The following is a 24,289-nucleotide window of genomic DNA, read 5'->3' as shown; positions in this document are numbered from 1 at the left end:
GAACTCTGCGTTAACTTGTATGTACAAGTGTGGACAAGTTGGGGTGCAGCCGCCACAATGAGCGGCATGAGCACGCAGCACAGCACAGACCTCATCGTCATTGGCGCCGGAATCCTAGGCCTGGCTACCGCCTGGCGGGCGCACAAGCAGGGCCGAACCGTCCACGTGATAGAGCGCTCCGATTCCCCCGTGGGGGCCTCCATCCAAAACTTCGGCCACGCCTGTTTCACCGCTCAGGCCGATGACCTCCAAGACCTTGCCCGCAGTTCCGCTCAAGGCTGGAAGGAGGCGGCCCGCGACGCCGGGCTCTGGGCCATGCAACCCGGCACGGTGATCCCCCTGCAAACGGAGACGGAAAAGGCCGTTATCGAGCAGTTTCGCGCTCATCGCGGCGGCGAGGACGTCGTCCTGCTCAGTCCGCAGGCCACGCGCGAGCGTCTCGGGGCACCGGCTCTCGACGTCCTCGGCGGGGCGCACCTGCCGCGCGACATGCGGGTGAATCCCCGCCAGGCGGCCCCCGAACTCGCCTGGTGGTTGCACAACCAGGGGGTGCGCTTTAGCTGGAACACCGCAGCCTGGCATACCGCCGGGGGAGTGGTGGAGACCAACCGCGGCACCTTCCGCGCCTCCGAGGTGGTGGCCTGCCCCGGTGAGCGAGCGGGGGAAATGTTTCCGGGGGTCGTCGATAAGCATGGGGTGCGCACCTGCACGCTCACGATGGCGCTCATCGCGCGCCCGGAGACTACCCCGGTGGATCTCGCCATGCTCACGGCCACGTCTATGACCAGGTACGAGGGGATCGCCGCCATGCCCGCGGCGGAGCGGCTGCGCGCGGAACTGGCCGCGCGGGAACCGGAACTGGTGGACAACATCGCCAACGTGATGGCCACGGCCATTCCGGGCGGAATCTTGGTGGGGGATTCCCACGAGTATGCGCTCAGCCCCACGCCCTTTATCGACGCCGCCCAATCGGAACTCCTGCTTGGTCGCGCGGCGCGCTATCTGGGTATTGAGTGTCCGGTGGTGCTCCAACGCTGGCAGGGCCGCTACGCCGATTCCGCCTCCACGAACCTCGTGCTGGAACACCCCGATGAGGCGACCACGGTGGCCGTGGTGACCTCGGGAATTGGCATGACGCTTTCTTTTGGCATCGCGGAGCTGATCGTGAACCACGAGGAGGCCCCGGCGCCATGAAAACCATGACAACCAGGAAAGCCGTGAAAACCACCGGCAGCACCGCGATAGCCGCCGCGCTCTTGGCCTCCGGCCTGGTGGCCTGCGCTCCCGGTGGCCAAGGGCCGGACGATCCCACCTGCCCTAACGGCAAGATCGCCTTCGGCATTGAGCCCTACGAGGCCCCGGACAAGCTCGAACCCGCTTACCGCAGCATTGCCGAGGACCTAGGCCGCGCGCTCGATTGCGAGGTGGAGGTGATGATCGTGGAGGACTATTCCGCCGAGGTATTAGCCATGCGCAATGGCTCCCTCCACTTGGGGCAGTTCGGGCCGCTGGGCTTCGTTTTTGCCGATCGTATCGCTCAGGCCGAGCCCCTGGTTTCCTTCGCCCAGGCGAACGGGGAACTCTCCTCCTATACCGCCGGAATCTGGGTGCGCGCCGAGAGTCCGGTGTACCGCATCGAGGACCTGCGCGGCCGTGACCTCGCCCTGGGCTCGGTGGGTTCTACCTCGGGTGATGCCCTGCCTCGCATGGCGCTCTCCGAGGCGGGGTTGAGCGAGAACGAGGTGACCACCGACTACGCCGGGGGACACCCCGAGGCCCTGCTGGCCTTGAAGAACGGCACCGTGGAGGCCGCCGAGATCAACTCCCAAACCCTGGCTGCGGCCACGGCCCAGGGCACCTTTGACCCGCAAGCATATCGCCAGATTTGGGTATCCGAGCCCATCCCCAACGACCCCATCACGATCACCGCCCATGCCAGCGAGGAGCTTAAAGATAATGTGCGCCGGGCACTGAGCGACGTAGAACCCGCCACCATCGCCCAGGTGGCCGAACTGCTGGATGTGGACCCACCCGGCCGCCTCATCCCCGTGACCAAGGACGATTACCGCTCCCTCTACCATCTTGCCGATGAACTCGGCATGAGCATTAAGGACGTGCCATGACCCCCGCAACGACCTCTGCAAACCCCCAGAACCCTGAAAGAATCGTGCGCGTGACCCACGTGGCCAAGAGCTTTGGCGATCACCACGTGCTTCACGACGTCTCCCTGGACGCTCACCGTGGTGAGGTTATCGGACTGCTCGGTGCCAACGGCAGCGGCAAGTCCACCATATTGCGGCTCATCGCGGGCCTAGAAAAGAACGACCGGGGAGAGATTGCTGTACCCGGTGGAACCGGCACCGCCGTGATCTTCCAGAAGATGCACCTGGTGGGCCGCCGCAGCGCCCTGGATAACGTGTGCGCCGGGGGCCTGGCCCGCGTGCCGCTGTGGCGCAGCCTCAGCCCCGTTCCCTTTCCCGGCGAGCTCAAAAAGGAGGCCGTGGGTTGCCTGCACCGGGTGGGGCTGGGCGCTCGGGTACACGAGCGTGTGGGTTCCTTTTCCGGTGGACAGCAACAGCGCGTGGCCGTGGCCCGCGCTTTATGTCAGCGCCCCGAGGTGATTCTGGCCGATGAGCCCACCGCGGCCCTGGACCCCACGGCCGCTCATCAGGTGATGGGCCTGCTGCGCGACATCGCCAAGGCCTCCCAGGTGGCCTGCATTTGTGTGATTCACCAGCCGGAACTGGCCCTGGCCTATTGCGACACCATCGTGGGGATCAAGCAGGGCCGGGTGGCCTTTAACCTGCCCGCCGGAGAGACCAGCCTCGAACTCATCTCCACCCTCTACGCCACGGAGACCGCCACGGGTATTGCTTCCGACGCCGCCCCGGCAACCCGCGCCACCCTCGTCAAGGAGCCACAATGAGCACAATAAACACTGCTGCCCTCGTATCACCCGCCCCCATTCCCGCTCGCCCCCGCTTGCGCCGCACCGCCGCCTGGGCGCTGGGTATCGCGGCCTTGGTGGCCGTGCACGCCGTGGCCATTGAGAACACCGAGTTCTACCTGGAAAAACTGGTGGCCGGGTGGCCGCACATGGTGCAGTTCCTCGCGGATTCCATTCCGCCCGATCTGAGCTGGCAGACGGTGCTCAAGCCGGGCCTCAACGGGTTGCTCACTACCTTGTGGATTGGTCTGCTGGGCACCACGTTGTCGGTGCCCCTGGCCGCGGTGCTGGCCCTGGGCGCGGCGCGCACGGTGACGTCGGATAGCGTGGTCTATCACGCCTGCCGCGTGCTACTTTCCTTCCTCCGCGCGGTGCCGGATATTGTTTTTGCGCTCATCTTTGTGACCGCCGTGGGGCTTGGCCCCTTCGCAGGCGTGATGGCTCTCATGCTGCATAACACCGGGGTGATGGGAAAGCTCTGGGCCGAGGCGATGGAGGAGGCCGATCAGGGCCCGCTCGTGGCGCTGAGCACCACCGGCGCGCCGCGGTTGGCGCAACTGGCTCATTCCACGCTGCCGGTCACGTTGCCGCAGTTCGTGGGGCTGCTGCTCTATCGCTTTGATGTGAATGTGCGCAGTTCCCTGGTGCTGGGCCTGGTGGGGGCGGGCGGTATCGGCCTGCTGATTAATCGTTCGATCAAGACCTTCCAGTTCGATGAGATGCTCACCTACATCATCCTGGTGCTGATTCTGGTGGTGGCGGTGGATCAGGTTTCGGCCTGGCTGCGCAGGAGGCTATAGCGGGGCTATAAAAACCGGAGGCTGTGAACCCTGGCAAAGCCATGTCCGCGCTCCCGGCGCGCCGTGCGGGAAAAGGCAGCTTCGTGCCATAGAGTCGTTCCCGTCATGAACCCTCAAGTGTCCCTTGAGGGGTGCCACCGCATGAGTCATCGGGAAGGAGCAGCGCCGCCACCATGCACCGTCTTGCCGCCGAGCTGCGCCACCGGGAACTCACCCAGGAACTCTATGACATCGGGGATGAGGTGGCGGAATACATCGAGCATATTTGCCAGGCCGTAGCCGATTGGGATGCCGAGCTGGTGCACGACTGCCTCGCGGAGTTTCAGGAGATCGCAGAGGACGCCAAGGTGGATTCCCGCGTGGTGTTGGGTGAACTCATGGGTCTGCGCCAGGCGCTCACCTCCGGGCTGCGTTCCGGCAGGTTGAGCGCACGCTCGCGGGCGAAGATCAGCCCGGCCCCGGAGTTGCTGGACGCCGCCGCACTGTGCGAGGCCTACCCCTTGGAGTCCTCCCCGGTGATCGTGGCGGAACTGGCCGGTGCCCTCGACGCCCGCACCGAGGCGGTGCAGCGGAATCTGGAAGAACTGGTGGAGTGGATTCTAGAGAGCACCGATGTGGCGGCCAATGATCTCGATGCCTTTAGCCTGCCGCACTTTTATCGCCGGGTAGAGGGCGCGGTGCAAGCGGTCACGCAGGGGTGGCTGGGCAGCGTGGCCAGCGCGCACCCGGCCTATGCCCGCGCTAAACGCGGCAGCAACCCTCCGGCTTTCCTGGCGGAGCGCGCGCGTATCGACGCCGTGGTGGCCAGGGTGGCGCGGCGGCGTCGGGAAGCAACGGGTGCGGAGGGCTCAGGCGCGGCGAGTTAGGGCACCTGGATAGGGTGGTGCCCATGTATCACAATGACCCCTTTGGGGTGTACGTGCACGTGCCCTTTTGCGCCACGCGCTGTGGCTACTGCGATTTCAACACGTATACCCCCGGTGAGCTGGGTACCTCGGCCTCCCCGGAGAGTTATCTGGAGGCCCTGGAGCGGGAATTGGATCTCGCGGCGGCACATTTGGAGCAGCGCGGGATTGTGCGCCCGGCACAGACGGTATTCGTGGGCGGCGGTACCCCCTCCATGCTGGGTTCAGAGGGCCTGGGGCGGGTCTTGGGCGCGGTGCGTTCCTCCTTTGGCCTGGCCCCCGGAGCGGAGGTGACCACGGAATCGAACCCGGAGTCCACCTCCCCGGAGTTCTTCGAGGGGCTTCTCGATGCCGGGTTCACCAGGGTTTCTTTGGGCATGCAATCGGCGGCCACTCACGTGCTGGCGATCTTGGAGCGCAAGCACACCCCCGGCCGCGCGGTGGCGGCGGCGCGCGAGGCCCTGGGGGCCGGCTTTGAGCACGTGAACCTGGACATGATCTACGGCACTCCCACCGAGACCGACGCCGACGTGCGCGCCACCGTGGAGGCCATTGTGAGCACCGGGGTGGATCACGTCTCGGCGTACTCGCTCATCGTGGAGGACGGCACCCGCATGGCGCGCAAGGTGCGCCGTGGGGAGTTGCCCGCCCCGGAGGAGGACGTGCTGGCCGCCCGCTACGAGATGATTGATTCTTACCTGCGCGAGGCGGGAATGGACTGGTACGAGGTATCCAACTGGGCGCGGCCCGGAGGGGAGTGCCACCACAACGAGATTTATTGGCGCGATGGGCAGTGGTGGGGAGCAGGACCGGGGGCGCACTCCCACATCGAAGGAGAGCGTTTCTATCACGTCAAGCACCCGGCCACCTACGCCCGCGAACTGGCCGAGGGCCGCTTGCCGATCAAGGAGAGCGAGCGGTTGAGCCCGCAGGAGCAGCACACCGAACGCCTCATGCTGGGGCTGCGTATGCGGCGCGGGGTGCCGAGTTCCTGGATTGCAGATAAGGCCTGGCCGGTGGTGGAGGAATACCGGGAGCGCGGCCTGCTGCGGGTGACAAGTGGTGCCGGGGCGGCGTCGGAAGCTCCCGATGGGAGAGAGCGCGTGGCCGTCACGGAGGCGGGCCGCCTCTTTGCCGATGGGATCGTTGCCGATCTGCTGGTGGCGGAGGAAGCCGCGTAGAATAAGGCGGCAGATACGCCAGAGAAACCATCACGGAGGTGCAGGAACATGGCCGGGGCCACCGATCAGCGCCGCCGCGAGGTGCTGCGCGCCATTGTGGCTGACTACATCGCTTCGCAGGAGCCCGTGGGCTCAAAAGCGCTGCTAGAGCGCCATAAACTCAACGTTTCTTCTGCCACCATTCGCAACGATATGGCCGTGCTGGAATCGGAGGGCTATATCCAGCAGCAACACGCCAGTTCCGGGCGTATTCCCACAGAAAAGGGCTACCGGCAGTTTGTGGATTCCATTCACGAACTCGCGCCCCTTTCCGCTCCGGAGCGCCGCGCCATTCTCACCTTCTTAGAAGCGGGCATTGACCTCGAAGATGTGCTGCGCCGTTCGGTTCAGTTGCTCAGCCAGCTCACCCGCCAGGTGGCGATGGTGCAGCTGCCCACGCTCACCGTCTCCCGGATTAAGCACTGGGAGGTGGTGGCGCTCTCCCCGCTGCGCCTGCTTTTGGTACTCATCACCGATACCGGCCGGGTGGAGCAGCGCAACGTGGCTCTGAGTGAGCCGGTGGACGAGGAACAGGTGGCCCGCCTGCGCCAGATGTTGAACTCGGTCTTGGAGGGCAAGAAGTTTGCCGAGGCCTCGGTGGGCTTGAGCGACCTCATGGCCCAGGCCCCCGCCGACCTGCGCGGGGCGCTCGCGCGCACCTGCACCGTGCTCATCGAGACGCTGGTGGAGCAGCCCACCGATCGCCTCATCCTGGCGGGTACCTCGCACCTGACCCGCATGAGTTACGACCTTCCGGAGAACCTGCCGATGGTGCTCGACGCCCTCGAAGAGCAGGTGGTGGTGCTGCGCCTGCTGGCCGACGCCCCGGAGCTGGGTTACGTCAACGTGCTCATCGGTGAGGAAAACGAGAACGAGGAGTTCCACGGGGCGTCGGTGGTGACCACCGCCTATGGTGCCGACGGTGCCTCCCTGGGCGGCTTGGGCGTGGTGGGGCCTACCTATATGGATTACACGGGAACGATGTCCAAGGTCTCGGCGGTGGCGAGGTACGTTAGCAGGGTGCTCGCGGGCAAGTAAGGTGCGCTATTACACTGTGCTGGGTATGTACTGGCACCAACTAGGAAGCACTCTATAACTGTGGCTCGTGATTACTACGGGATTCTCGGCGTGAACTCCTCTGCCACCGAGCAGGAGATTAAAAAGGCCTATCGTTCCCTGGCCCGCAAATATCACCCGGATGTCAACCCCTCGGAAGAGGCGGCGGAGAAGTTCAAGGAGGTCTCCACCGCTTATGAGGTATTAACGGACCCGGAAAAGCGCCGCATCGTGGATATGGGCGGCGATCCCCTGGCCCAGGGCGGCGGGGCACCCGGCCCCGGTGCCGGAGGATTCGCCGGTGGCGGCCTGGGAGACATCTTTGAGGCCTTCTTTGGTGGGGGAGCGGCCTCGCGGGGGCCGCGCTCGCGCGTGCAGCCGGGCAACGACGCCCTGCTGCGCCTGGATATTAGCCTGGAAGATGCCTTTGCCGGGGTACGCCGCGAGGTCACCGTGGATACCGCCATCTTGTGCGATCGCTGCCAGGGCACCGGCTCGGAATCCAAGGCCGACGCCGTGACCTGCGAGCACTGTCATGGCATGGGCGAGGTACAAGAGGTGCAGCGCTCCTTCCTGGGCAATGTGATGACCACCCGGGAGTGCCCCTCCTGCCACGGCTACGGCGAAATTATTAAAGACCCCTGCTCCAAGTGCGACGGGGAGGGCCGGGTGCGTTCGCGCCGGGACATCACCGTGACCGTGCCCAAGGGCATTTCCAGCGGCATGCGCATCCGCATGTCCGGTGCGGGCGAGGTGGGCCACGGCGGCGGCCCGGCCGGTGATCTCTACGTGGAGGTCACTACTAAGGAGCACGCCGTATTCGAGCGCGAGGGCGATGACCTCCACTTCACCGTGCGGGTGCCGATGGTGGACGCGGCCCTCGGGGCGTCGGTAAGCATCAAGGGCCTGGATGGCGAGGAGCGCGAACTCACCATCGCGCCGGGTACCCAGCCCGCCGAGCGCATACGCCTGGAAGGCGCGGGCATGCCGCACCTGCGCCGCGAGGGCCACGGGGACATGCTGGCACACATCGACGTCACCGTGCCCACCAACCTCGACGAGCGCACCCGCGCCCTGCTCACCGAGGTGCGCGAGCAGCACGGCGAGACCGCCAAGGTGCGCAGCAGCGAGGACGAGGAGGAAAGCCTCTTTAGTCGCCTGCGTAATAAGTTCCGCAGGTAAGCACGCATGTCACTGCCCGTTTTCCTCTGCGAAGCCCTGCGCGCCGATACCCCGGTAGGCGAGGTATTGCTTCTCGACGGCCCCGAGGGCCGCCACGCTGTGACCGTCAAGCGCCTGCGGGTGGGCGAAGGCCTCGAACTCGTGGATACCCGCGGGGTGCGTGCCACGGCGCGGGTGCAGGCCGTCGAGGGCAAGGCCAGCCTGCGCGCCGAGGTGGAAAGCGTGGTGGTGGAAGAACCGCCGCGCCCCCGAGTGACGGTGGTCCAAGCCCTGCCCAAGGCGGAGCGCTCCGAGTTGGCTATCGACCTAGCGACCCAGGCTGGGGCCGATGCTTTTATTCCCTGGCAGGCGGAGCGCTGCGTGGCCAAGTGGGTAGGCCCTAAGGCCGCCAAGGGGCAGGCCAAGTGGCAGGCCGCCGCCCGCGAGGCCGCTAAGCAGGCGCGCCGGGCGCGGGTGCCCGAGGTGTACGAACCCGTGGATACCGCCGGGTTGGTGGAGTTGCTGCGAGAGGAGTCGCTGGGGGCGGAACCCCAGGCGCGGGCATTGCTGCTGCACGAGGAAGCCGCCGCGCCCCTGGCCTCCTGCGATCTGAAGGCCGAACACCTCTATCTCATCGTGGGACCCGAGGGCGGAATCGGCGCAGAGGAGGCCGCGCGCCTGCGCGAGGCGGGGGCGGTGCCCGTGCATCTGGGGCCGGAGGTGCTGCGCACGGCGAGTGCCGCGATGGTGGGGCTCGCCGCCCTCGGGGTGCTCACCGCCCGCTGGTAGGCTAGTGCGCCGTGGCAGGAAGTACCCCAAAACAGAGGCGCGCGGTTCCCGTGGTGACGGCACGAGTGAGCCTGGATGACGCCTTAGCCCCGTATGTGCTGGGCGTGAACGATCAGCACATACGGGTGCTCAGCGATCTCATTGATGCCGATATTTTTGCCCGCGGCAACGAGGTGAGCCTCACCGGGCCCGGCCCCGAGGTGCAACGCGCCAAGCGCGCCCTGGCGGAGATGCAGGCCACCGCGCGCCGGGGCGTGGTGATAACCCCCGATAGCGTGCGGCACACGGTCAATATCGTTTCCGCCGAGGCGCCGCAGAGTGCGGCGGAACTGGCCAGCTCGGAGATTATCTCGCGGCGCGGCAAGGTGATTCGCCCCAAAACGCTGGGCCAAAAGGCCTACGTGGATGCCATTGATAGCCACACCGTGACCTTTGGCATCGGCCCCGCAGGCTCGGGCAAGACCTACCTGGCGATGGCTAAGGCCGTCCAGGCCCTCCAGGCCAAGGAGGTCAACCGCATTATCCTCACCCGACCCGCCGTGGAGGCCGGGGAAAAGCTGGGCTTTCTGCCCGGCACGCTGGGGGAGAAGATCGACCCCTACCTGCGCCCGCTGCACGACGCCCTGCGCGACATGGTGGAGCCGGAGACCATTCCCAAACTCATGGACGCCGGAATCATCGAGGTAGCGCCCCTGGCCTATATGCGTGGACGTACCCTGAGCAACTCCTTTGTGATTCTGGACGAGGCCCAGAACACCACCCGCGAGCAGATGAAGATGTTTCTTACTCGCTTAGGCTTTGGCTCCACGATGGTGGTCACCGGAGACGTCACCCAGGTAGACCTGCCCGGTGGTCAGCGCTCGGGCCTGCGCGGGGTACGCGAGATTCTGCGCGGGGTCCCCGATGTTTTCTTCGCGGAACTGGGCAGCGCCGATGTAGTGCGTCACGCCCTGGTGGGCAAGATAGTAGAGGCCTATGAGGAATACGAGGAAGGGCAGCGCCGATGAGCATTGAGGTTTTCAACGAGTCCGGCTATCCGGGGGTCAACGAGGAGATGCTTATTGACGTCGCCTCCTTCGCCCTGGGGCGCATGGACATTCACCCCGACGCCGAGCTGACCATCACCATCGTGGACCTCGATACCATCGCGGACCTGCACGTGCGCTGGATGGACCTGGAAGGTCCCACCGACGTGATGAGTTTCCCGATGGACGAACTCACCCCCGGTCAGCGCGGCAGGCGGCCCGACGCCGCCGACCCCGGCCCGCAGATGCTGGGCGATATTGTGCTGTGCCCGGAGTTTGCCCTGCGCCAGGCCGAGGTGGCCGGCCACGACCTCGGACACGAGTTGGCCCTGCTCACCACGCACGGCTGCCTGCACCTGCTGGGCTACGATCACGCCACCGCCGCCGAGGAACGCGAGATGTTCGCCCTGCAAAATGAGCTGCTGGCGGATTGGTATGACGATGCTTCCACGCGTGGAGTGGAATACCAGCCCAAGCCCAGCGGGGCCAAGGCCTTCCCCACGGCCGCCGATAGGGCCGCGCTGGATAAAGAGGTGCCCGGAGGGGGCATACCCGCGATCGGGGAGCCCAAGAACTCATGACCCCCGCCTTACTCACCTGCGCCACCTTCGTGGCCCTGATGCTGGCGGGGTTGCTGGGCACCCTGGAATCCGCGCTGAGTTCCATCTCCCGGGCCAGTGTGGAGCAACTGGCCGAGGAAGAACGCCCAGGGGCGTTGCGCCTGCTCAAGGTACTCGACCGCCGCGCCGATCACATCAACCTCTTGGTACTGCTGCACACGCTTCTCGACGCCACGGCGGCCGTCTTTGCCGCCTCCCTCGCCTTTAGACTCATCGACTCCCAGGGCTGGGCCTTTGCCGCCGCCATCGGCGGGGTCACCCTGGTGAGCTTCGTGGTGGGTGGGGTCTTTGCCCGCTCGGCGGGCCGCAAGAATCCTTATTCCATCTCCATGCGTGCCGCCGTGCTGTTGGGGGCGGTGGGTACCGTGCTGGGTCCGGTGGCCCGCCTGCTCATTTCCCTGGGCAACCTGCTTTCTCCTGGCCGGGGTTTCCGCGATGGTCCCTATGCTACCGAGGTGGAACTGCGCGAGATGGTGGATATGGCTCAGGAACACGGCGTGGTGGAGGTGGAAGAGCGCCGGATGATTCAGAACATCTTTGACCTGGCGAGCACCACGGCACGTCAGGTGATGGTGCCGCGCCCGGAGATGATCTGGATTGAGGAGAGCAAAACGGCAGGCCAGGCCACTACCTTGTGCGTGCGTTCCGGCCATTCCCGGATTCCCGTGGTGGGGGAGAATATTGATGACATCGTGGGGGTGGTCTACCTCAAGGACCTGGTGGCTAAGACCTACCACATGAGCGATAGCGGGCGCTCCGTGACGGTGGCGGAGGTTATGCGCGAGGCCGTGTTTATCCCCGACTCCAAACCCCTGGACGCCACCTTGCACGATATGCAGCGCAGCCACAACCACCTGGCGATGCTGGTGGATGAGTACGGCGGTATCGCGGGCATGATCTCTATGGAGGACGTGCTCGAAGAGATCGTGGGGGAGATTACCGATGAGTACGATTCCGAGGAAGAAGTGCCCATCGAGCAGATTGGCCCACGCACCTTCCGCGTGGTGGCCCGCGTATCCCTGGACGATCTGGCCGAGGAAGTCAGCGAACACCTGGGGGAGAAGCTGGACTTTGACGAGGAGATTCAGGACCAGGTGGATACCATCGCCGGCCTGGTGGCCTATGCGATGGGGCGCGTCCCCCTTCCCGGTTCCACGGTGGAGGTGGCGGGCCTGCGCCTGCATACCGAGGGCGGGCATGATCGCCGAGGGCGCGTGCGCGTGAGCCACGTGGTAGCGGAGGTCTTGAGCGCCGATTAGTTGGTTATTGGGGAGGTCATGGCGCACCATAGGGGAATGAATATCCTCTCCATTCAATCCGCCGTGGCCTACGGGCACGTGGGTAACTCCGCGGCGGTGTTTCCCCTTCAACGCTTGGGCCACGAGGTGTGGCCGGTGTACACCGTGAACTTCTCCAACCACACCGGCTACGGTGCCTGGCGCGGCCCGGTGATTCCGGCTGCTCAGGTAGCCGAGGTGATCGAGGGTATCGGGGAGCGAGGTGCGCTCGGCACGGTGGACGCCGTGCTCTCCGGTTATCAGGGTGGCCCGGATATTGCCCAGGTGATCGTGGACGCGGTGGCCAAGGTCAAGGAGGCTAACCCCAAGGCACTGTATGCCTGCGATCCAGTGATGGGCAACGCTAAATCCGGCTGCCACGTGGACGATGCCATTCCGCCGCTGCTGCGCGACCTCGTGGTACCGGCGGCCGACATTATTACCCCCAATCAGTTTGAGCTGGGTTACCTCACCGGCCTGCCCGCCCACGACCTCGAATCCACCTTGAAAGCCGTGGAGGCGGCGCGCGCGATGGGACCGAACACGGTGTTGGTGACCTCCGTGGAGCGTCCCGACCGCCCCGAGGGCACCATCGAGATGCTGGCCGCCAACGACCAGGGCGCCTGGCTGGTGCAAACCCCGCACCTACCCTTCAAACGCAATGGCTCCGGCGACGTCGCCGCGGCGCTCTTTACTGGCCATTACGGGGCGTCGGGAGATGCCGCCGAGGCGCTAGCGCGCACGGCGTCGAGCGTTTTCGATCTGCTGCGGGTGACGTATGAGGCCGAGAGCCCGGAGCTGGAACTGGTGGCGGCGCAGGATTACTATGCGCCGCCGCAGTGTCAGTTCGAGGTGCGCGCGCTGTAGCGGCCTATATTATGTGGCAGTACGTGAGACATATCTAAGGAGATAGGTGAGCTTTGCAGAGACGCCCGAGGGCTTTCGTTCCGGGTTTTTGAGTTTTGTGGGCCGCCCAAATACGGGCAAATCCACGCTGACCAATGCCCTGGTGGGGCAGAAGATCGCCATTACCGCCGATCAACCCGAGACCACCCGCCATCCCATCCGCGGAATCGTGCACCGCGAGGACGCCCAAATCGTGGTGGTGGATACCCCTGGGCTGCACCGGCCCCGCACCCTGCTGGGCGAGCGCCTTAACGCGGCGGTGAAGGATACCTACGCGGACGTGGATGTCATCGCGCTGACCATTCCCGCCAACGAGAAGATCGGCCCCGGCGACCGCTGGATCTTGGAGAATGTGCGTGCCGTGGCCCCGCGCACCCCGATCGTGGGAGTGGTGACCAAGATCGACGCCGCCTCCAAGGACCAGGTGGGTGCGCAGTTGCTGGCCCTTCACGAACTGCTGGGCCCCGATTCCGACGTGGTGCCGGTTTCCGCCGCCGATGGCCTGCAACTAGACGTGCTCACCAAGGTGGTCACCACCTATCTCCCCGAGGGGCCTAAACTTTACCCCGACGATCACGTGACCGACGATGACCGCGATACCCGCATTGCCGAGCTCATCCGCGAGGCAGCGCTTTCCGGCCTCAAGGATGAACTCCCGCACTCCGTGGCCGTGGAGGTCGATGAGATTCTGCCCAACGAGGAGCGCGAGGGCGTCCTCGACGTGCACGCCATCGTGTACGTGGAGCGCCCTGGGCAAAAGGACATCATCATGGGCTACAAGGGGCGGCGCATGGGGCGCATTATTCACAATTCCCGCCGCGAGATCATGGAATTGCTGGGCCAGAATATCTACCTCGATCTGCGCATTAAGGTGTTGAAGAACTGGCAATCCGATCCCAAGGCCCTGGGCCGGTTGGGCTTTTAAGCCGTGCGCAGGCCTAGTTACCGCGATCGCGCCGTGGTGGTGCGGACCTATGACTTCGGGGAGGCCGACCGCATCGTCGTGCTGCTCACCCGGGGGCACGGATTGGTGCGCGCGGTGGCTAAGGGGGTGCGCCGCGCTAAGTCCCGCTTTGGTTCGCGGGTGCAGCTCTTCGTGGACTTAGACGTGCACCTCTATCCCGGCCGCAATCTCGCCACGCTCACCGGCGCCGATACCGTGGCCTACTATGCCTCCGGGATTATTGAGGACTACTCCCGTTACACCGCCGCCTGCGCGGTGGTGGACTGCGCCGAGCGGCTGTGCACGGCGGAAACGGGGGAGGACCCCTTTCTTTTCGACGCCGTGGTGAACACCCTGGCCGCCATGCAAAAGGAAGAACACCCGGAGCTGTGCCTCGATGCCTTCTTGCTGCGCGCGATGGGACACGCGGGCTGGGCTCCCAGCCTCTTTGCCTGCGCGCAGTGCGGGGATTCCGGGCCCCATCACGCCTTTCACCCGGTTGCGGGCGGGGCGGTGTGCGTGCGCTGCCGCCCGCCGGGATCGTCGGACGTTCCCCCGGAGACGCTGCACGCCATGTGGCTGCTGGAACACGGCCACCGCGAGGCCGCCCAGGAGATCGTGGAAAAGCACGACCTCGCAGATCAGGTGCACCGGCTCACCAGCCTGCACCTGCAACACCACGTGGAGCAGCGGATCGGCACCCTGGTTTCTTCCGCGTAGAATAGCTGGGTGACCTCTGAGCAACAGCACCTTAAGCCCCCGCAGATTCCCGCGGAGTTCATGCCCCGGCACATCGCCTTGGTGATGGACGGCAATGGCCGTTGGGCCCAGCAGCGCGGCATGAAGCGCACCGAGGGCCACCGGCGTGGCGAGGCCGTGCTCATGGAATCCGTGGATGCCTGCCTGGCGATGGGCGTGCCGTACCTTTCTGCTTATGCCTTTTCCACGGAGAATTGGCGGCGCAGCGCGGAGGAGGTGCGCTTTCTCATGGGCTTTTCCCGCGATGTGCTGCGCCGCGAGCGCGATATTCTGCACGAAAAGGGCGTGCGCGTGGTGTGGGCGGGCAGGCGGCCCCGCCTGTGGCGCTCGGTGATTAGGGAGTTAGAAACCGCCGAGGAACTGACCCGGAACAACACCCGCATGACCCTGGTGATGTGCGTGAATTACGGTGGCCGCGCCGAGATTATCGACGCCACCCGCCACATCGCCCGCGAGGTCGCTGCGGGAAGGCTGCGCCCGGAACAGATTACGGAAAAGAACTTTCAGCAGTGGCTCTACGATCCGCAGATGCCGGACGTAGACCTCTTCCTGCGCCCCTCGGGGGAGAAGCGCACCTCGAACTTTTTGCTCTGGGAATCGGCCTACGCGGAGATGATTTACCAGGATAAACTCTTCCCCGATTTCGGTGCCCAGGATCTCTTTACCGCCGTGGAGGAGTATGCGCGGCGAGACCGTCGCTTTGGCGGGGCGCAGGAAACGCAGGAAACATAACCGCCCCTGGGTCTGCCCCTGTAGCTCTGCCCTCTGAAGCCTTACCCGAGCCCTTCCCCTGGCGCACCAGGCGGCGTAGCATGATGAGGGATTTTGCCCATCACACGGAAGAAAACGCGTGAATACCTCATCTCCCCCCACCCGCAAGCAGATTCAGCGCTGGCGGCAGTACCTTGCGGATGAACGCGCCGAGGCGGCGGTGTACCGCGAGCTGGCGCGCAAAAAAACGGGCGAGGAACGCGATATTCTGCTGAAACTAGCCGAGGCCGAATCCCGCCATGAGGAATACTGGCGCAAAAAACTCGGTGATGAGGTGGGCATGCCGCAGCGTCCCGGCCTGCGCACCCGCTTCACGGGGTGGCTGGCGCAGCGCTTCGGCTCCGTCTTTGTGCTGGCGATGATGCAGAGCGCGGAGGTGCGCAACCCCTATAACAGCGATGAGGACGCCCCCGATCAGATTGCCGCTGACGAGCGCGTGCACTCCGAGGTGGTCAAGGGGCTGGCCGCGCGCAGCAGGGAGCGAATGTCCGGCGATTTCCGCGCGGCGGTATTCGGGGCTAACGACGGCCTGGTATCCAACCTTGCGCTGGTGATCGGCGTGATGGGTTCGGGGGTATCCTCCTCGATCATCCTGCTCACGGGTATTTCCGGCCTGCTCTCCGGGGCGCTTTCGATGGCGGCGGGGGAGTATATCTCGGTGAAGTCCCAATCGGAGCTCTTGGAGGCCTCCACTCCCCAGGACGATACCGCCACCTTGCTGCCGGACCTGGACGTGAACGCCAACGAACTTGCCCTGGTATTCCGCGCCCGCGGCTATGACGAGGAGGAGGCCGAGCGCCGCGCCCGCGAGGCCTTTGCTCACATGAACTCACATAATTCCGAGGCCATCGAGGAGCAGGAAAGCACCAAGGACGGCGCGTGGTCCGCCGCGCTATCGAGTTTCCTCTGCTTTGGCACCGGGGCGCTCATTCCGGTGTTGCCCTTCCTCTTTGGTGCCTCCACCATGCTGGGCGGAATCCTGGCCATAGCGATGGTTTCCGTGGCGCTGCTCTGCACCGGGGCACTCACGGGGATTCTTTCTGGAAAGCCGCCGCTGGCCAGGGCGCTGCGCCAATGGCTGGTGGGCATGGGGGCCACGGCGGTGACCTACCTGCTGGGCTCGCTCTTCGGGCAGGTTGTGGGCTGATAGCGTTCGCTGCGTTGTGGCATTCTGGGGTGCATGGCTGAGAATCAGAACACATACGTTGCGGAAGTTTATAGCGATGCCACGCTGGAACCCGGCAAGCCAGAGTTTCAACGCCGCTTCCTGCTGAGTGAGGGATTGCTGAGGGAGGGCGAGGCCCACACCCAGCAGGCCGCCTGGCGTTTGATCGATCCCGAGGGCCAGGTGGGCATGGAGGTAACCATAGTGAGCGTGGGCGAACGCCTCTTCCAGGTGCCGCTGACCTACCGCCCCGAGCCGCTACCCGCAGATGTTCCCACGCTGGGCGAGATGGCCCATTCCGTGCTGGGCACCCGCTATATTTACGACGCCCGCCGCGATCCGGCCTTCCGCGATGCCCTGAACGCGGTGGTGCGCGAAGGAGGCACGGCGGCGTCGAAACGCGATCTGAGCACCGGCGAGGTGCAGCCCCCGCAGGTGGAGTTCCGCGTTATCCCCGGTGAAGGGGCCGAGGTGTTGGTGGTGCTGGACGATCAGCGCAACGACGACGCCCCAGGAACCCTGATGGGCACCTGGGGCGAGGAACCGCAGCGATACCGCGCGGTGCTGGCGTCTCAGGCCGGTTAGAGGCCGAGCGCGTCGTTGATGGTGAAGAAGAGGTCGGTCTGATCGGTCAGGCCGGCCACATTAGCCGAGTTCGGGCCATAAGCGGCGATGCGCAACTGGGTACCGGTGTGCTCCTGGGATTCCTCCGCGTCCTCATTGGTGGCGTAGCTCATGGTCAGCTCGGAGCCCTCGCGGGTGATGAGCTTGCGGGTCAAGCCGGGGTAGAGGCCTTCCACGTCATCTTCCTCGTCCACGATGGTGGGCACGATCTGGCTGGTGTGGGCGTGATCGGCGGTGACCACCACGAGGGTTTCACCGTCCTGCTTGGCAAACTCCAGGGCCTTCTGCACGGCCTCGTCGAGGTCCACGGTCTCACCGATCTGCCCACAGGGGTTGGCCTTGTGATCCTGCTTGTCGATGGAGGCGCCCTCCACCTGGAGGAAGAAGCCCTCTTCCTTATCCTTGAGCAGGTCGATGGCCTTCTGCGTCATATCGGCCAGCAGCGGCACCTCAGCGGTGCGCTCGGGGTTATCGGTGCAGGTGGCGGCCTCCTCCTTGTAGCCACCCTTGGCGGCCTTGGGGCCCTCCCAACGCACCGGCATGTTGCCCTCGGAGAAGAGGCCCAGCACCGGCTTATCCTGGTTGGCCTCGGTGATCTTGCTCAGTTCCTCGGCATTGGTGGGCAGCTGGTAGCCGCGCTCGCGGGCCTGCTCCAGCAGGGTCTTGTCCTTGTACTCGCCGGCCTTGGCCTTTTCCTCAAAGCTCTCGGAGCCACCGCCCAGGGTCACATCCGCGCGGGTATCGAGGATCTGCTCGGAGATGGAGCCGCGGCCACCGTTTTCCAGGGCGTTATCCGGGCACTTCTCGGAGGTGGAATCCGGGCTGTAACACTTGCGGTGGGTCACGTGGGCGGCCTGCACGGCGGGGGTAGCGTCCTGGAGCTCGGCGGTGGAGACGTTGCCGGTGGCCAGGCCCGCCTTCTTGGCGCGCTCTAGCAGGCTTTCCTGGTCCTTGCCCTCGATGTCTACGGAGATGGCGCCGTTGTAGGTCTTGGTTCCGGTGGCCCAGGCGGAGCCGGAGGCGGCGGAGTCGGTGACGTAGTTCGGCTTGCCATCCTTGTACAGCGAGTAGTGGGTGTACTGGCCGGTCACGGGCAGGGCGTCGAGGCCCTTGAAGGAGCCGCCGGCCCCCTCGGCGTAGTCGCGGGCGGCGGTAATCTCGGAATCGCCCATGCCGTCACCGATGAGCAGGATGACGTTCTTGGCGCCGGTCTGGCTGATGGCCTCTTGGAGGGCCTGGGATTGATCGCCCTCAGTGCGGCGGGCTCCGCCGTGTTCGGAAAGATTGCCGTTCGCCTCGCGGGGGGTGGATTCCGCCTTGGAAACCTGGGCGATCTGGCTGGTGCTCGTCTGCGGAGCCGAGGCCTCGGCCTGCTGATCGGTGTTCTCGGAGCTAGAGCAAGAGGTAACGAGAACGAGGCTCGTCATGACGGCTGCTGCGGGGAGAACAGAGCGACGCAGGGAGGAACGAAGGGAATAAGACATAACTACTCTTCCAGGTAGTGATGAACCGAAGGACAAAACGAGCATTGCTCACTGGAAAAGGTATGTGGTTTCTGTAAACGGCATGTGGATGGCGGTATCCTTTGAGGTAAAAAGTAGATGAACGGAAGGTTACGCGCCTTAGCCTGAGCTTAGTTCGTGCCGTCTGTGCCTGTTGTATTTGCCGCGTCCGCTGCGTCGGGGCTACCTTGGATCGGGCTTTCTTGCTTGGCCTGGCAGGCGGGGCACAGCCCATAAATCTCGGCGTCGTGGCCGGTCAGGGCAAAGCCGTAGTGCGTGGCCACCTCCTGAGCCCACCGCTCCACCGGGCCGCCGTCTATTTCCTTGGTGGAGCCGCACTGGGTGCACACTAGGTGATGGTGGTGATCCTCGCTGAGGCAGTGGCGGTACAGGCTTTCGCCCCCGGCGACGCTGAGCACATCCACCGCGTGAATATCAGCGAGGGATTGCAGGGTGCGGTACACCGTGGAAAGCCCCACGGGAGTGCCGCGCTCGGTGAGTTCGTGATGGATGGTTTTGGCCGAGGCAAAATTATTGAGGGAGACGAGTGCCTCTACCACGGCGGCGCGCTGCTTGGTATTTCGAGCGCCGAGCTGCGGGGTACGTGCAGTGGTTTTCTTATTCACTTTCCGTTGCTCCTTCCCCTGGGGTCTGTTGGGCAGCGTACTACAGCCTCGCTTGGCTCGGCGGTGCGCTGGGGCTTTTCCGGTTGTGCTAATCGACGTCGGATTGGGTGGCCGTGTGCGCAGAAGTGGCCGGGGGGAGGTATTGGTGAGCGGTGGCGGCCAGGGAGATGATCTCGCGGAAAAGATCGCTCAGCTCGGGGGTTCTCAAGCGGTAGCAGCGGCTGCGGCCCTGGGGGTGGGAAACCACAATGCCGGCGTTTTTGAGCACGCGGAGGTGTTGGCTGATGAGGGGCTGGGGGCGGTGTAGCTGCGTGACGAGCTCGCTGACGAGATATTCGCGTTCTATGAGGAGGGCGAGGATACTGATGCGGATTTCCGAGCCGAGAGCGCCGAGTACCGTGCTTGCGGCCCGGTTATGGGCGTGAAGCGCGGATGAGGCATCGGTGTGTTCTGGCATGAGATTCTCGCCTATAAATCGTCCAGCAAGTGATAGTCAAAAATGATAGACCAAATGCACGTGGTTTGCAGCACAGGGAGCATTTTCCCGGATGAGTCTAGTCACATTCTCAGGAAAACACCGTAAATATTTTCAATCTTGATAGGGGCTCGGCAGTGGTTCGGAAGAGGCTCGGAAGGAGAAAACCACTTCCGGGGCGGGCGACGCGAGAAGCCGGGGCGAGAGCGGTTAGAATGGCGGGGAATCTTCCCCAGCGGCGTGGGGTGACGGGCAACCTAAGCCAAATGCCCGCCATTCCTTTGCCGGGCGCGGATGGCGCGTCAGGGTGAATCAGCGATTAAGCATCTAGGAGGCGTGTTCCCTTATGGCGCAGCAGTCCGTCATTGATACCGTGGTGAACCTTTGTAAGCGGCGTGGTCTGGTCTACCCGGCGGGTGAAATCTATGGCGGTACCCGCTCGGCATGGGATTACGGCCCCCTGGGCGTGGAGCTCAAGGAGAACATCAAGAAGCAGTGGTGGCGCCACATGGTCACCTCGCGCGCCGATGTGGTGGGCGTGGATACCTCGGTGATTCAGCCGCGTCAGGTGTGGGTGGCCTCCGGGCACGTGGAGGTATTCACCGATCCGCTGGTGGAATCCCTGTACACCCACAAGCGCTACCGTGCCGATCACCTCCTGGAAGCCTACGAGGAAAAGCACGGTCATCCTCCGGCAAATGGCCTGGCGGACATCAACGATCCCGAGACCGGCCAGCCCGGCAACTGGACCGAGCCCAAGGCCTTTTCCGGCTTGCTCAAGACCTTCCTTGGCCCGGTGGACGATGAGGAGGGCATGCACTACCTGCGCCCGGAGACCGCCCAGGGTATCTTCATTAACTTCAAGAACGTGATGAACTCCGCGCGCATGAAGCCCCCGTTCGGCATTGCGAACATCGGCAAGTCCTTCCGCAACGAGATCACCCCCGGTAACTTCATCTTCCGCACCCGCGAGTTCGAGCAGATGGAGATGGAGTTCTTCGTCAAGCCCGGCGAGGACGAGCAGTGGCACCAGTACTGGATTGACGATCGCTACCAGTGGTACGTGGACCTGGGCATCAAGCCGGAGAACCTGCGCCTCTACGAGCACCCGCAGGAAAAGCTCTCGCACTATTCCAAGCGCACCGTGGACGTGGAGTACGCCTTTGGTTTTGCCGGCTCCAAGTGGGGCGAGTTGGAGGGCGTGGCCAACCGCACCGATTATGACCTCCGCGTGCATGCGGAGAGCTCCGGTGAGGATCTGAGCTTCTATGACCAGGAGGCCGACGAGCGCTGGATTCCCTACTGCATCGAACCCGCCGCGGGCCTGGGCCGCTCCATGATGGCCTTCCTGGTGGACGCCTATACCGAGGATGAGGCCCCGAACGCCAAGGGTGGGGTGGATAAGCGCGTGGTGCTCAAGCTGGATTACCGCCTTTCCCCGGTGAAGGTGGCCGTGCTGCCGTTATCCAAGAAGGAGCCGCTGGCGGGCAAGGCCAAGGAACTGGCCGATAAGCTGCGCGCCTACTGGAACGTGGACTACGACACCTCCGGTGCCATCGGCCGCCGCTACCGGCGCCAGGACGAGATCGGCACCCCCTTCTGCGTGACCGTGGACTTCGACACCCTGGAGGACGAGGCCGTGACGGTGCGCGAGCGCGACACGATGGAACAGGAGCGCGTGAAGATTGCCGATCTTGAGGCCTACTTGGCGCAGCGCTTGCTGGGGTGCTGAGATGGCATACCAGGCCCACTACACCTCCTGGGGAGCGCGCGGTAAGTCCACTCCGCTCCTGGTGGAGGACGGCCCGGAGGAACTGGGCACCTTTGGCGTGGAGCGCGCCAGCGTGGGCGGTCATTCCTGGATTCTCAGCACCACCAAGAAAGCGGCCACCGCCACTACGGACGACGGCCGCGTGTTCACCGCCACCGGGAACCTCGCGCGTGCCAAGAATATCGAGGTGAGCCTCGCTGGGCGTGCTGTGAATCTGGTCAACGAGAATCGCAACGATTGGGTGGTGGAGGACGCTCAAGGTACCAAGGTGGCGCAGTTTTCCGGTGGGAATAACGGCGTGCGCCGCTGCGTGCTGGAATTAGAAGAAGACGCTCAGTTCAGCACCGCCGAGGTGGTGGCGCTGAGTTGGTTTGTCCGCCTGATTCTGGAAGCCCGCTTAAACGCCTCCACCACGGTGCTCATCGTTACGCTCCTGGCCGCCACCCTCATTGCGATCCTCACGGTGTTGTTATAGGAGCATCATGGCAGAGCGCGAAGGCAACGGGATATGGGCGTGGGAAGGCAATGAGCTTATCGACGCCAACGGGGTTTCCATCGCCTCCGTGCGTTCCGATGTGCTGCACTACGGGGAGGAGCGCCTGCTCATCGAGCACGCCGCCGAGGGCCCGCGCTTTCGCGCCCGAGCCACCTCTATGACCGGGGGAGTGTTCACCATCGCGCAGACGGGATTGACGGTGCAGCACCTTCACGCGCGGTGCATGGAACGCGAATACGAGCTGGTGCGCACCAGCCCCTGGCGTAAGCAACGGGTGATTAACCGCGAGGGGAGCGCCTTAGCCGTGGTGCGCCCGCTGATTAGTGGAAGGGTGGAGATTGAGGAGGCCAGCGGAGCCGCCTCCGCCTTGATCCCCCTCGACGTGGTGTTTATGTCCTGGGGGTGCGTGCTGGTGGATTCCCCGGTGCGGCGCCCCCGGCTTAGCCGGGGTTAGAAGCTACCGCCAAAGAAGTCATCCCCGCCGCCAAAGTCTCCACCGCCGTCGAAACCGCCCCCAAAGCCCCCGCCGTGGCCGTGGCCGCCGCTGAGGATATTGCCGATCACCATGCCCGTGAGCAGGCTACCCGCACCGGAGCTGAAATCCTGGCGGCGTTGGCGTCGATAGTGCTCATCAATATCGCTCTGTGCGGCCTTCATGGCGGATTGGGCGCGCTGGGTGGCCTGACGCGCCTGCTCGATGGCCTGGCGCAGATTGCTCTCCTGCGTTTCCTGGGCGCGCTGCGCTAATTGCTTGGCTTCGGAGAGATAGGTGCGGGCCTGGGTACCCACCAGCCGCCCGCGCGAGGCGATGAGGTCCTCCGCGCTCTGGATCGCGGTGCGGGAGGCATCGCTGTGCTGCCGATACAGGCGCACCAGGCGATCCTGAGTGGAGGTGGTCTCGCGGAGGCTATCGAGCTGCTCATCCAGGCGGGCGTCGAGGTCATTGAGCTCCGTATAGGCCCCCAGGGGGTCCTCCTCGCCCTTGTTCCTGGCCTCATCTACCAGGCGGCGGGCCTCCTCCACGGTGGCTTCCAGGCTCGTCCAATCGGCCTGTGCCCCATTGGCGGTGCCGCGGGCGCGCAATTCCTCGGCCTCGGTGATCTCCTCTTCCACCTCCTCGATGAGGGAGCGCAGGGAGGCACGAGCGGTGGCGATATTCTCATCGGCGTGCTCCACGCCGGTGAGCATGCGGTCGGCCACCTCCACGGCATGCTCGGCCTCGCGCAGCACCATCACCAGGCCGCCCTGCTGACCAGCGGGCTTTTGAGCCAACCCGCGCGCGGCACTCAGGGAGTTCTCGGCGGCGTCGAGGCTGGCGGCGGCCAATTCCGGGTTGTCCTGCACGGAGGCCACGGTGGCCTCGGGGTAGCGCTTGCGCAAGTTATCGAGGATGCCTTCCACCTTGGGCAGGCGGGCGCGAATATCCACGGTGCGTTGGGTGATCTCAGCGATCTTGGCATCCGCGTTGAGGAGCAAGGAGCGCATTTCGGCAAAGTCCTTGGCCTGCTCGTCCAAGGCCTGCTGGGCCGTGGAACAGGAGGTAATAACCTCGGTGAGCAGCGCGCGCTTTTCCTCGTTGGTCTCGGGAATGGCGTCGTTGAGCTGATCGTGAATATCGTAGGCCCGCTTGATGGCAGTCTGGGCTTTATCCAATGCGCGGCGGAAGGGGCGGGTGCGCGCGGAGCCGAACTCGGCGGTAGCCACGGCCAGTTCTTCCTCGCCCCGGCGGATGGATTCATCGGTGGCCACGAAGTAATCGTCGGCCACCTGACCCAGGGCGGGGATGGGGAGCTGGGCCAGCGAGGTGGTATCGGAGGGGTCAATGCGCCGGGCGCTTTCTACTACCGCGCGATCTTCCTTCTTGCGGCGTTTGCGGCTGGTGTACCAAATGCCACCTCCGGCTCCGGCCACAGCGACGGCCCCGGCACCCAGCCAAACCATAGAGTTGCTGGATACCTGGCCGCTGGAATTAGCGGTGTCGATGAAGGCGGTGGCGGCGCCGTACCAATCTTTATTACTGAGCGAGGACTGTACTGCGTTTTCTAGCGCGCGGGTCTCCGAGGTAGACCAGGTTTGCCCGCTTGCCACTATGTATTGTTCATCGGTGGTATTGACAGCCAATAAGGCGAGATTGCCCCCGCCATTGGCATTAAGGCTTTGTTTCGCCCACTGCTCATTGCTTAACCCATCCCAACTCCCCACAAAGGCGATCTTGAGGTTGCGCTGATGGGCCTTTTGAAACTGGGCCACCGCCTGCTCTAGCTCGGTAACCTGGGCGTCGCTCAGCACCCCCGATTCGTCATAGATCGCCTCCCCGAAGGCCACCGGGGCGGCGGCGAGCACCTGCGTATCCGCGTTGTCCTGGGCCAAAGCCATAGCGGCGGGGCTGAGCGCGATGGTGCAGGCCGCCGCTGCGGCGAGGGATCGTTTGAGGGAGGGCATAACGTTCAT

At 64.7% G+C, this 24,289-nt stretch carries 25 protein-coding genes; 21 read left to right on the top strand and 4 right to left on the bottom strand.

Features of this window, described 5'->3' with window-relative positions:
• Window positions 1-66: 66 nt before the first annotated feature.
• The 18 genes from Clow_RS05250 to Clow_RS05165 all read left to right on the top strand — a co-directional run bounded on the left by Clow_RS05250 (window position 67) and on the right by Clow_RS05165 (window position 16,929).
• Window positions 67-1,194, top strand: a complete 1,128-nt coding sequence (locus Clow_RS05250; protein WP_055177311.1) for a TIGR03364 family FAD-dependent oxidoreductase — start codon at window positions 67-69, stop codon at window positions 1,192-1,194.
• Window positions 1,191-2,123: a phosphate/phosphite/phosphonate ABC transporter substrate-binding protein gene (locus tag Clow_RS05245; RefSeq protein ID WP_211256931.1), complete on the top strand. Its 933-nt coding sequence runs from the start codon at window positions 1,191-1,193 to the stop codon at window positions 2,121-2,123. Before Clow_RS05250 ends, Clow_RS05245 begins: the two co-directional genes overlap by 4 nt.
• Complete coding sequence (locus Clow_RS05240) at window positions 2,120-2,926, top strand: phosphonate ABC transporter ATP-binding protein (RefSeq protein WP_069724570.1); 807 nt, start codon at window positions 2,120-2,122, stop codon at window positions 2,924-2,926. The genes Clow_RS05245 and Clow_RS05240 overlap by 4 nt, the downstream gene beginning before the upstream one ends.
• A complete protein-coding gene (gene phnE / locus Clow_RS05235) occupies window positions 2,923-3,747 on the top strand; it encodes a phosphonate ABC transporter, permease protein PhnE (RefSeq protein WP_055177308.1) in 825 nt (274 codons plus the stop codon). Before Clow_RS05240 ends, phnE begins: the two co-directional genes overlap by 4 nt.
• 173 nt (window positions 3,748-3,920) lie before the next feature.
• A complete protein-coding gene (locus Clow_RS05230; protein ID WP_055177305.1) occupies window positions 3,921-4,613 on the top strand; it encodes a hypothetical protein in 693 nt (230 codons plus the stop codon).
• A gap of 23 nt (window positions 4,614-4,636) precedes the next feature.
• A complete protein-coding gene (gene hemW, locus Clow_RS05225) occupies window positions 4,637-5,833 on the top strand; it encodes a radical SAM family heme chaperone HemW (protein ID WP_055177300.1) in 1,197 nt (398 codons plus the stop codon).
• A 48-nt stretch (window positions 5,834-5,881) separates the two neighbouring features.
• Window positions 5,882-6,910 (top strand): heat-inducible transcriptional repressor HrcA, encoded by a 1,029-nt coding sequence (hrcA, locus tag Clow_RS05220; protein ID WP_055177298.1) that lies wholly within the window; start codon window positions 5,882-5,884, stop codon window positions 6,908-6,910.
• Between the two features lie 60 nt (window positions 6,911-6,970).
• Complete coding sequence (gene dnaJ, locus Clow_RS05215; protein ID WP_055177296.1) at window positions 6,971-8,110, top strand: molecular chaperone DnaJ; 1,140 nt, start codon at window positions 6,971-6,973, stop codon at window positions 8,108-8,110.
• Between the two features lie 6 nt (window positions 8,111-8,116).
• The gene (locus Clow_RS05210) at window positions 8,117-8,878 is read left to right on the top strand and encodes a 16S rRNA (uracil(1498)-N(3))-methyltransferase (protein WP_055177293.1); all 762 of its coding nucleotides are present in this window, start codon (window positions 8,117-8,119) and stop codon (window positions 8,876-8,878) included.
• A gap of 65 nt (window positions 8,879-8,943) precedes the next feature.
• Entirely contained in the window at window positions 8,944-9,885 is a 942-nt protein-coding gene (locus Clow_RS05205) for a PhoH family protein (RefSeq protein WP_425388405.1), read from the top strand.
• A complete protein-coding gene (gene ybeY / locus Clow_RS05200; RefSeq protein ID WP_055177289.1) occupies window positions 9,882-10,484 on the top strand; it encodes an rRNA maturation RNase YbeY in 603 nt (200 codons plus the stop codon). Before Clow_RS05205 ends, ybeY begins: the two co-directional genes overlap by 4 nt.
• Entirely contained in the window at window positions 10,481-11,782 is a 1,302-nt protein-coding gene (locus Clow_RS05195) for a hemolysin family protein (RefSeq protein ID WP_055177286.1), read from the top strand. Before ybeY ends, Clow_RS05195 begins: the two co-directional genes overlap by 4 nt.
• Window positions 11,783-11,818: 36 nt before the next feature.
• On the top strand, window positions 11,819-12,667 hold the full coding sequence (pdxY, locus tag Clow_RS05190) for a pyridoxal kinase PdxY (RefSeq protein WP_156334653.1): 849 nt from the start codon (window positions 11,819-11,821) through the stop codon (window positions 12,665-12,667).
• A 46-nt stretch (window positions 12,668-12,713) separates the two neighbouring features.
• The gene (era, locus tag Clow_RS05185; protein ID WP_055177269.1) at window positions 12,714-13,631 is read left to right on the top strand and encodes a GTPase Era; all 918 of its coding nucleotides are present in this window, start codon (window positions 12,714-12,716) and stop codon (window positions 13,629-13,631) included.
• A gap of 3 nt (window positions 13,632-13,634) precedes the next feature.
• A complete protein-coding gene (gene recO, locus Clow_RS05180; protein ID WP_055177266.1) occupies window positions 13,635-14,369 on the top strand; it encodes a DNA repair protein RecO in 735 nt (244 codons plus the stop codon).
• 9 nt (window positions 14,370-14,378) lie between these two features.
• Complete coding sequence (locus Clow_RS05175) at window positions 14,379-15,140, top strand: isoprenyl transferase (RefSeq protein ID WP_082418534.1); 762 nt, start codon at window positions 14,379-14,381, stop codon at window positions 15,138-15,140.
• A gap of 118 nt (window positions 15,141-15,258) precedes the next feature.
• Window positions 15,259-16,326: a VIT1/CCC1 transporter family protein gene (locus Clow_RS05170; protein WP_055177264.1), complete on the top strand. Its 1,068-nt coding sequence runs from the start codon at window positions 15,259-15,261 to the stop codon at window positions 16,324-16,326.
• A gap of 33 nt (window positions 16,327-16,359) precedes the next feature.
• The gene (locus tag Clow_RS05165; RefSeq protein ID WP_055177262.1) at window positions 16,360-16,929 is read left to right on the top strand and encodes a maltokinase N-terminal cap-like domain-containing protein; all 570 of its coding nucleotides are present in this window, start codon (window positions 16,360-16,362) and stop codon (window positions 16,927-16,929) included.
• Here the strand turns inward: Clow_RS05165 and phoA are convergent.
• The 3 genes from phoA to Clow_RS05150 all read right to left on the bottom strand — a co-directional run bounded on the left by phoA (window position 16,926) and on the right by Clow_RS05150 (window position 19,553).
• Window positions 16,926-18,452 (bottom strand): alkaline phosphatase, encoded by a 1,527-nt coding sequence (gene phoA / locus Clow_RS05160; protein WP_245625702.1) that lies wholly within the window; start codon window positions 18,450-18,452, stop codon window positions 16,926-16,928. The genes Clow_RS05165 and phoA overlap by 4 nt on opposite strands.
• 149 nt (window positions 18,453-18,601) lie before the next feature.
• On the bottom strand, window positions 18,602-19,096 hold the full coding sequence (locus Clow_RS05155; protein ID WP_055177259.1) for a Fur family transcriptional regulator: 495 nt from the start codon (window positions 19,094-19,096) through the stop codon (window positions 18,602-18,604).
• A gap of 88 nt (window positions 19,097-19,184) precedes the next feature.
• The gene (locus Clow_RS05150; protein WP_055177256.1) at window positions 19,185-19,553 is read right to left on the bottom strand and encodes an ArsR/SmtB family transcription factor; all 369 of its coding nucleotides are present in this window, start codon (window positions 19,551-19,553) and stop codon (window positions 19,185-19,187) included.
• A 364-nt stretch (window positions 19,554-19,917) separates the two neighbouring features.
• Between Clow_RS05150 and Clow_RS05145 the strand changes: the two genes are divergently transcribed.
• From Clow_RS05145 to Clow_RS05135, 3 genes are read left to right on the top strand one after another with little or no spacing between them, the layout of a single operon-like run.
• A complete protein-coding gene (locus Clow_RS05145; protein ID WP_055177254.1) occupies window positions 19,918-21,303 on the top strand; it encodes a glycine--tRNA ligase in 1,386 nt (461 codons plus the stop codon).
• 1 nt (window position 21,304) lies between these two features.
• Window positions 21,305-21,817 carry a hypothetical protein gene (locus tag Clow_RS05140; RefSeq protein ID WP_055177251.1) on the top strand — a complete coding sequence of 171 codons (513 nt, stop codon included), beginning with the start codon at window positions 21,305-21,307 and terminating at the stop codon, window positions 21,815-21,817.
• A 7-nt stretch (window positions 21,818-21,824) separates the two neighbouring features.
• Complete coding sequence (locus tag Clow_RS05135) at window positions 21,825-22,292, top strand: hypothetical protein (RefSeq protein WP_055177248.1); 468 nt, start codon at window positions 21,825-21,827, stop codon at window positions 22,290-22,292.
• Here the strand turns inward: Clow_RS05135 and Clow_RS05130 are convergent.
• A complete protein-coding gene (locus Clow_RS05130; RefSeq protein ID WP_069724569.1) occupies window positions 22,289-24,289 on the bottom strand; it encodes a TPM domain-containing protein in 2,001 nt (666 codons plus the stop codon). The two genes, Clow_RS05135 and Clow_RS05130, sit on opposite strands and share 4 nt — an antisense overlap.

The sequence above is a fragment of the Corynebacterium lowii genome (genome assembly GCF_001412085.1).
In the GTDB taxonomy this organism is placed as follows: Bacteria; Actinomycetota; Actinomycetes; order Mycobacteriales; family Mycobacteriaceae; genus Corynebacterium; species Corynebacterium lowii.
This window is presented reverse-complemented; position numbering and strand designations above follow the sequence as displayed.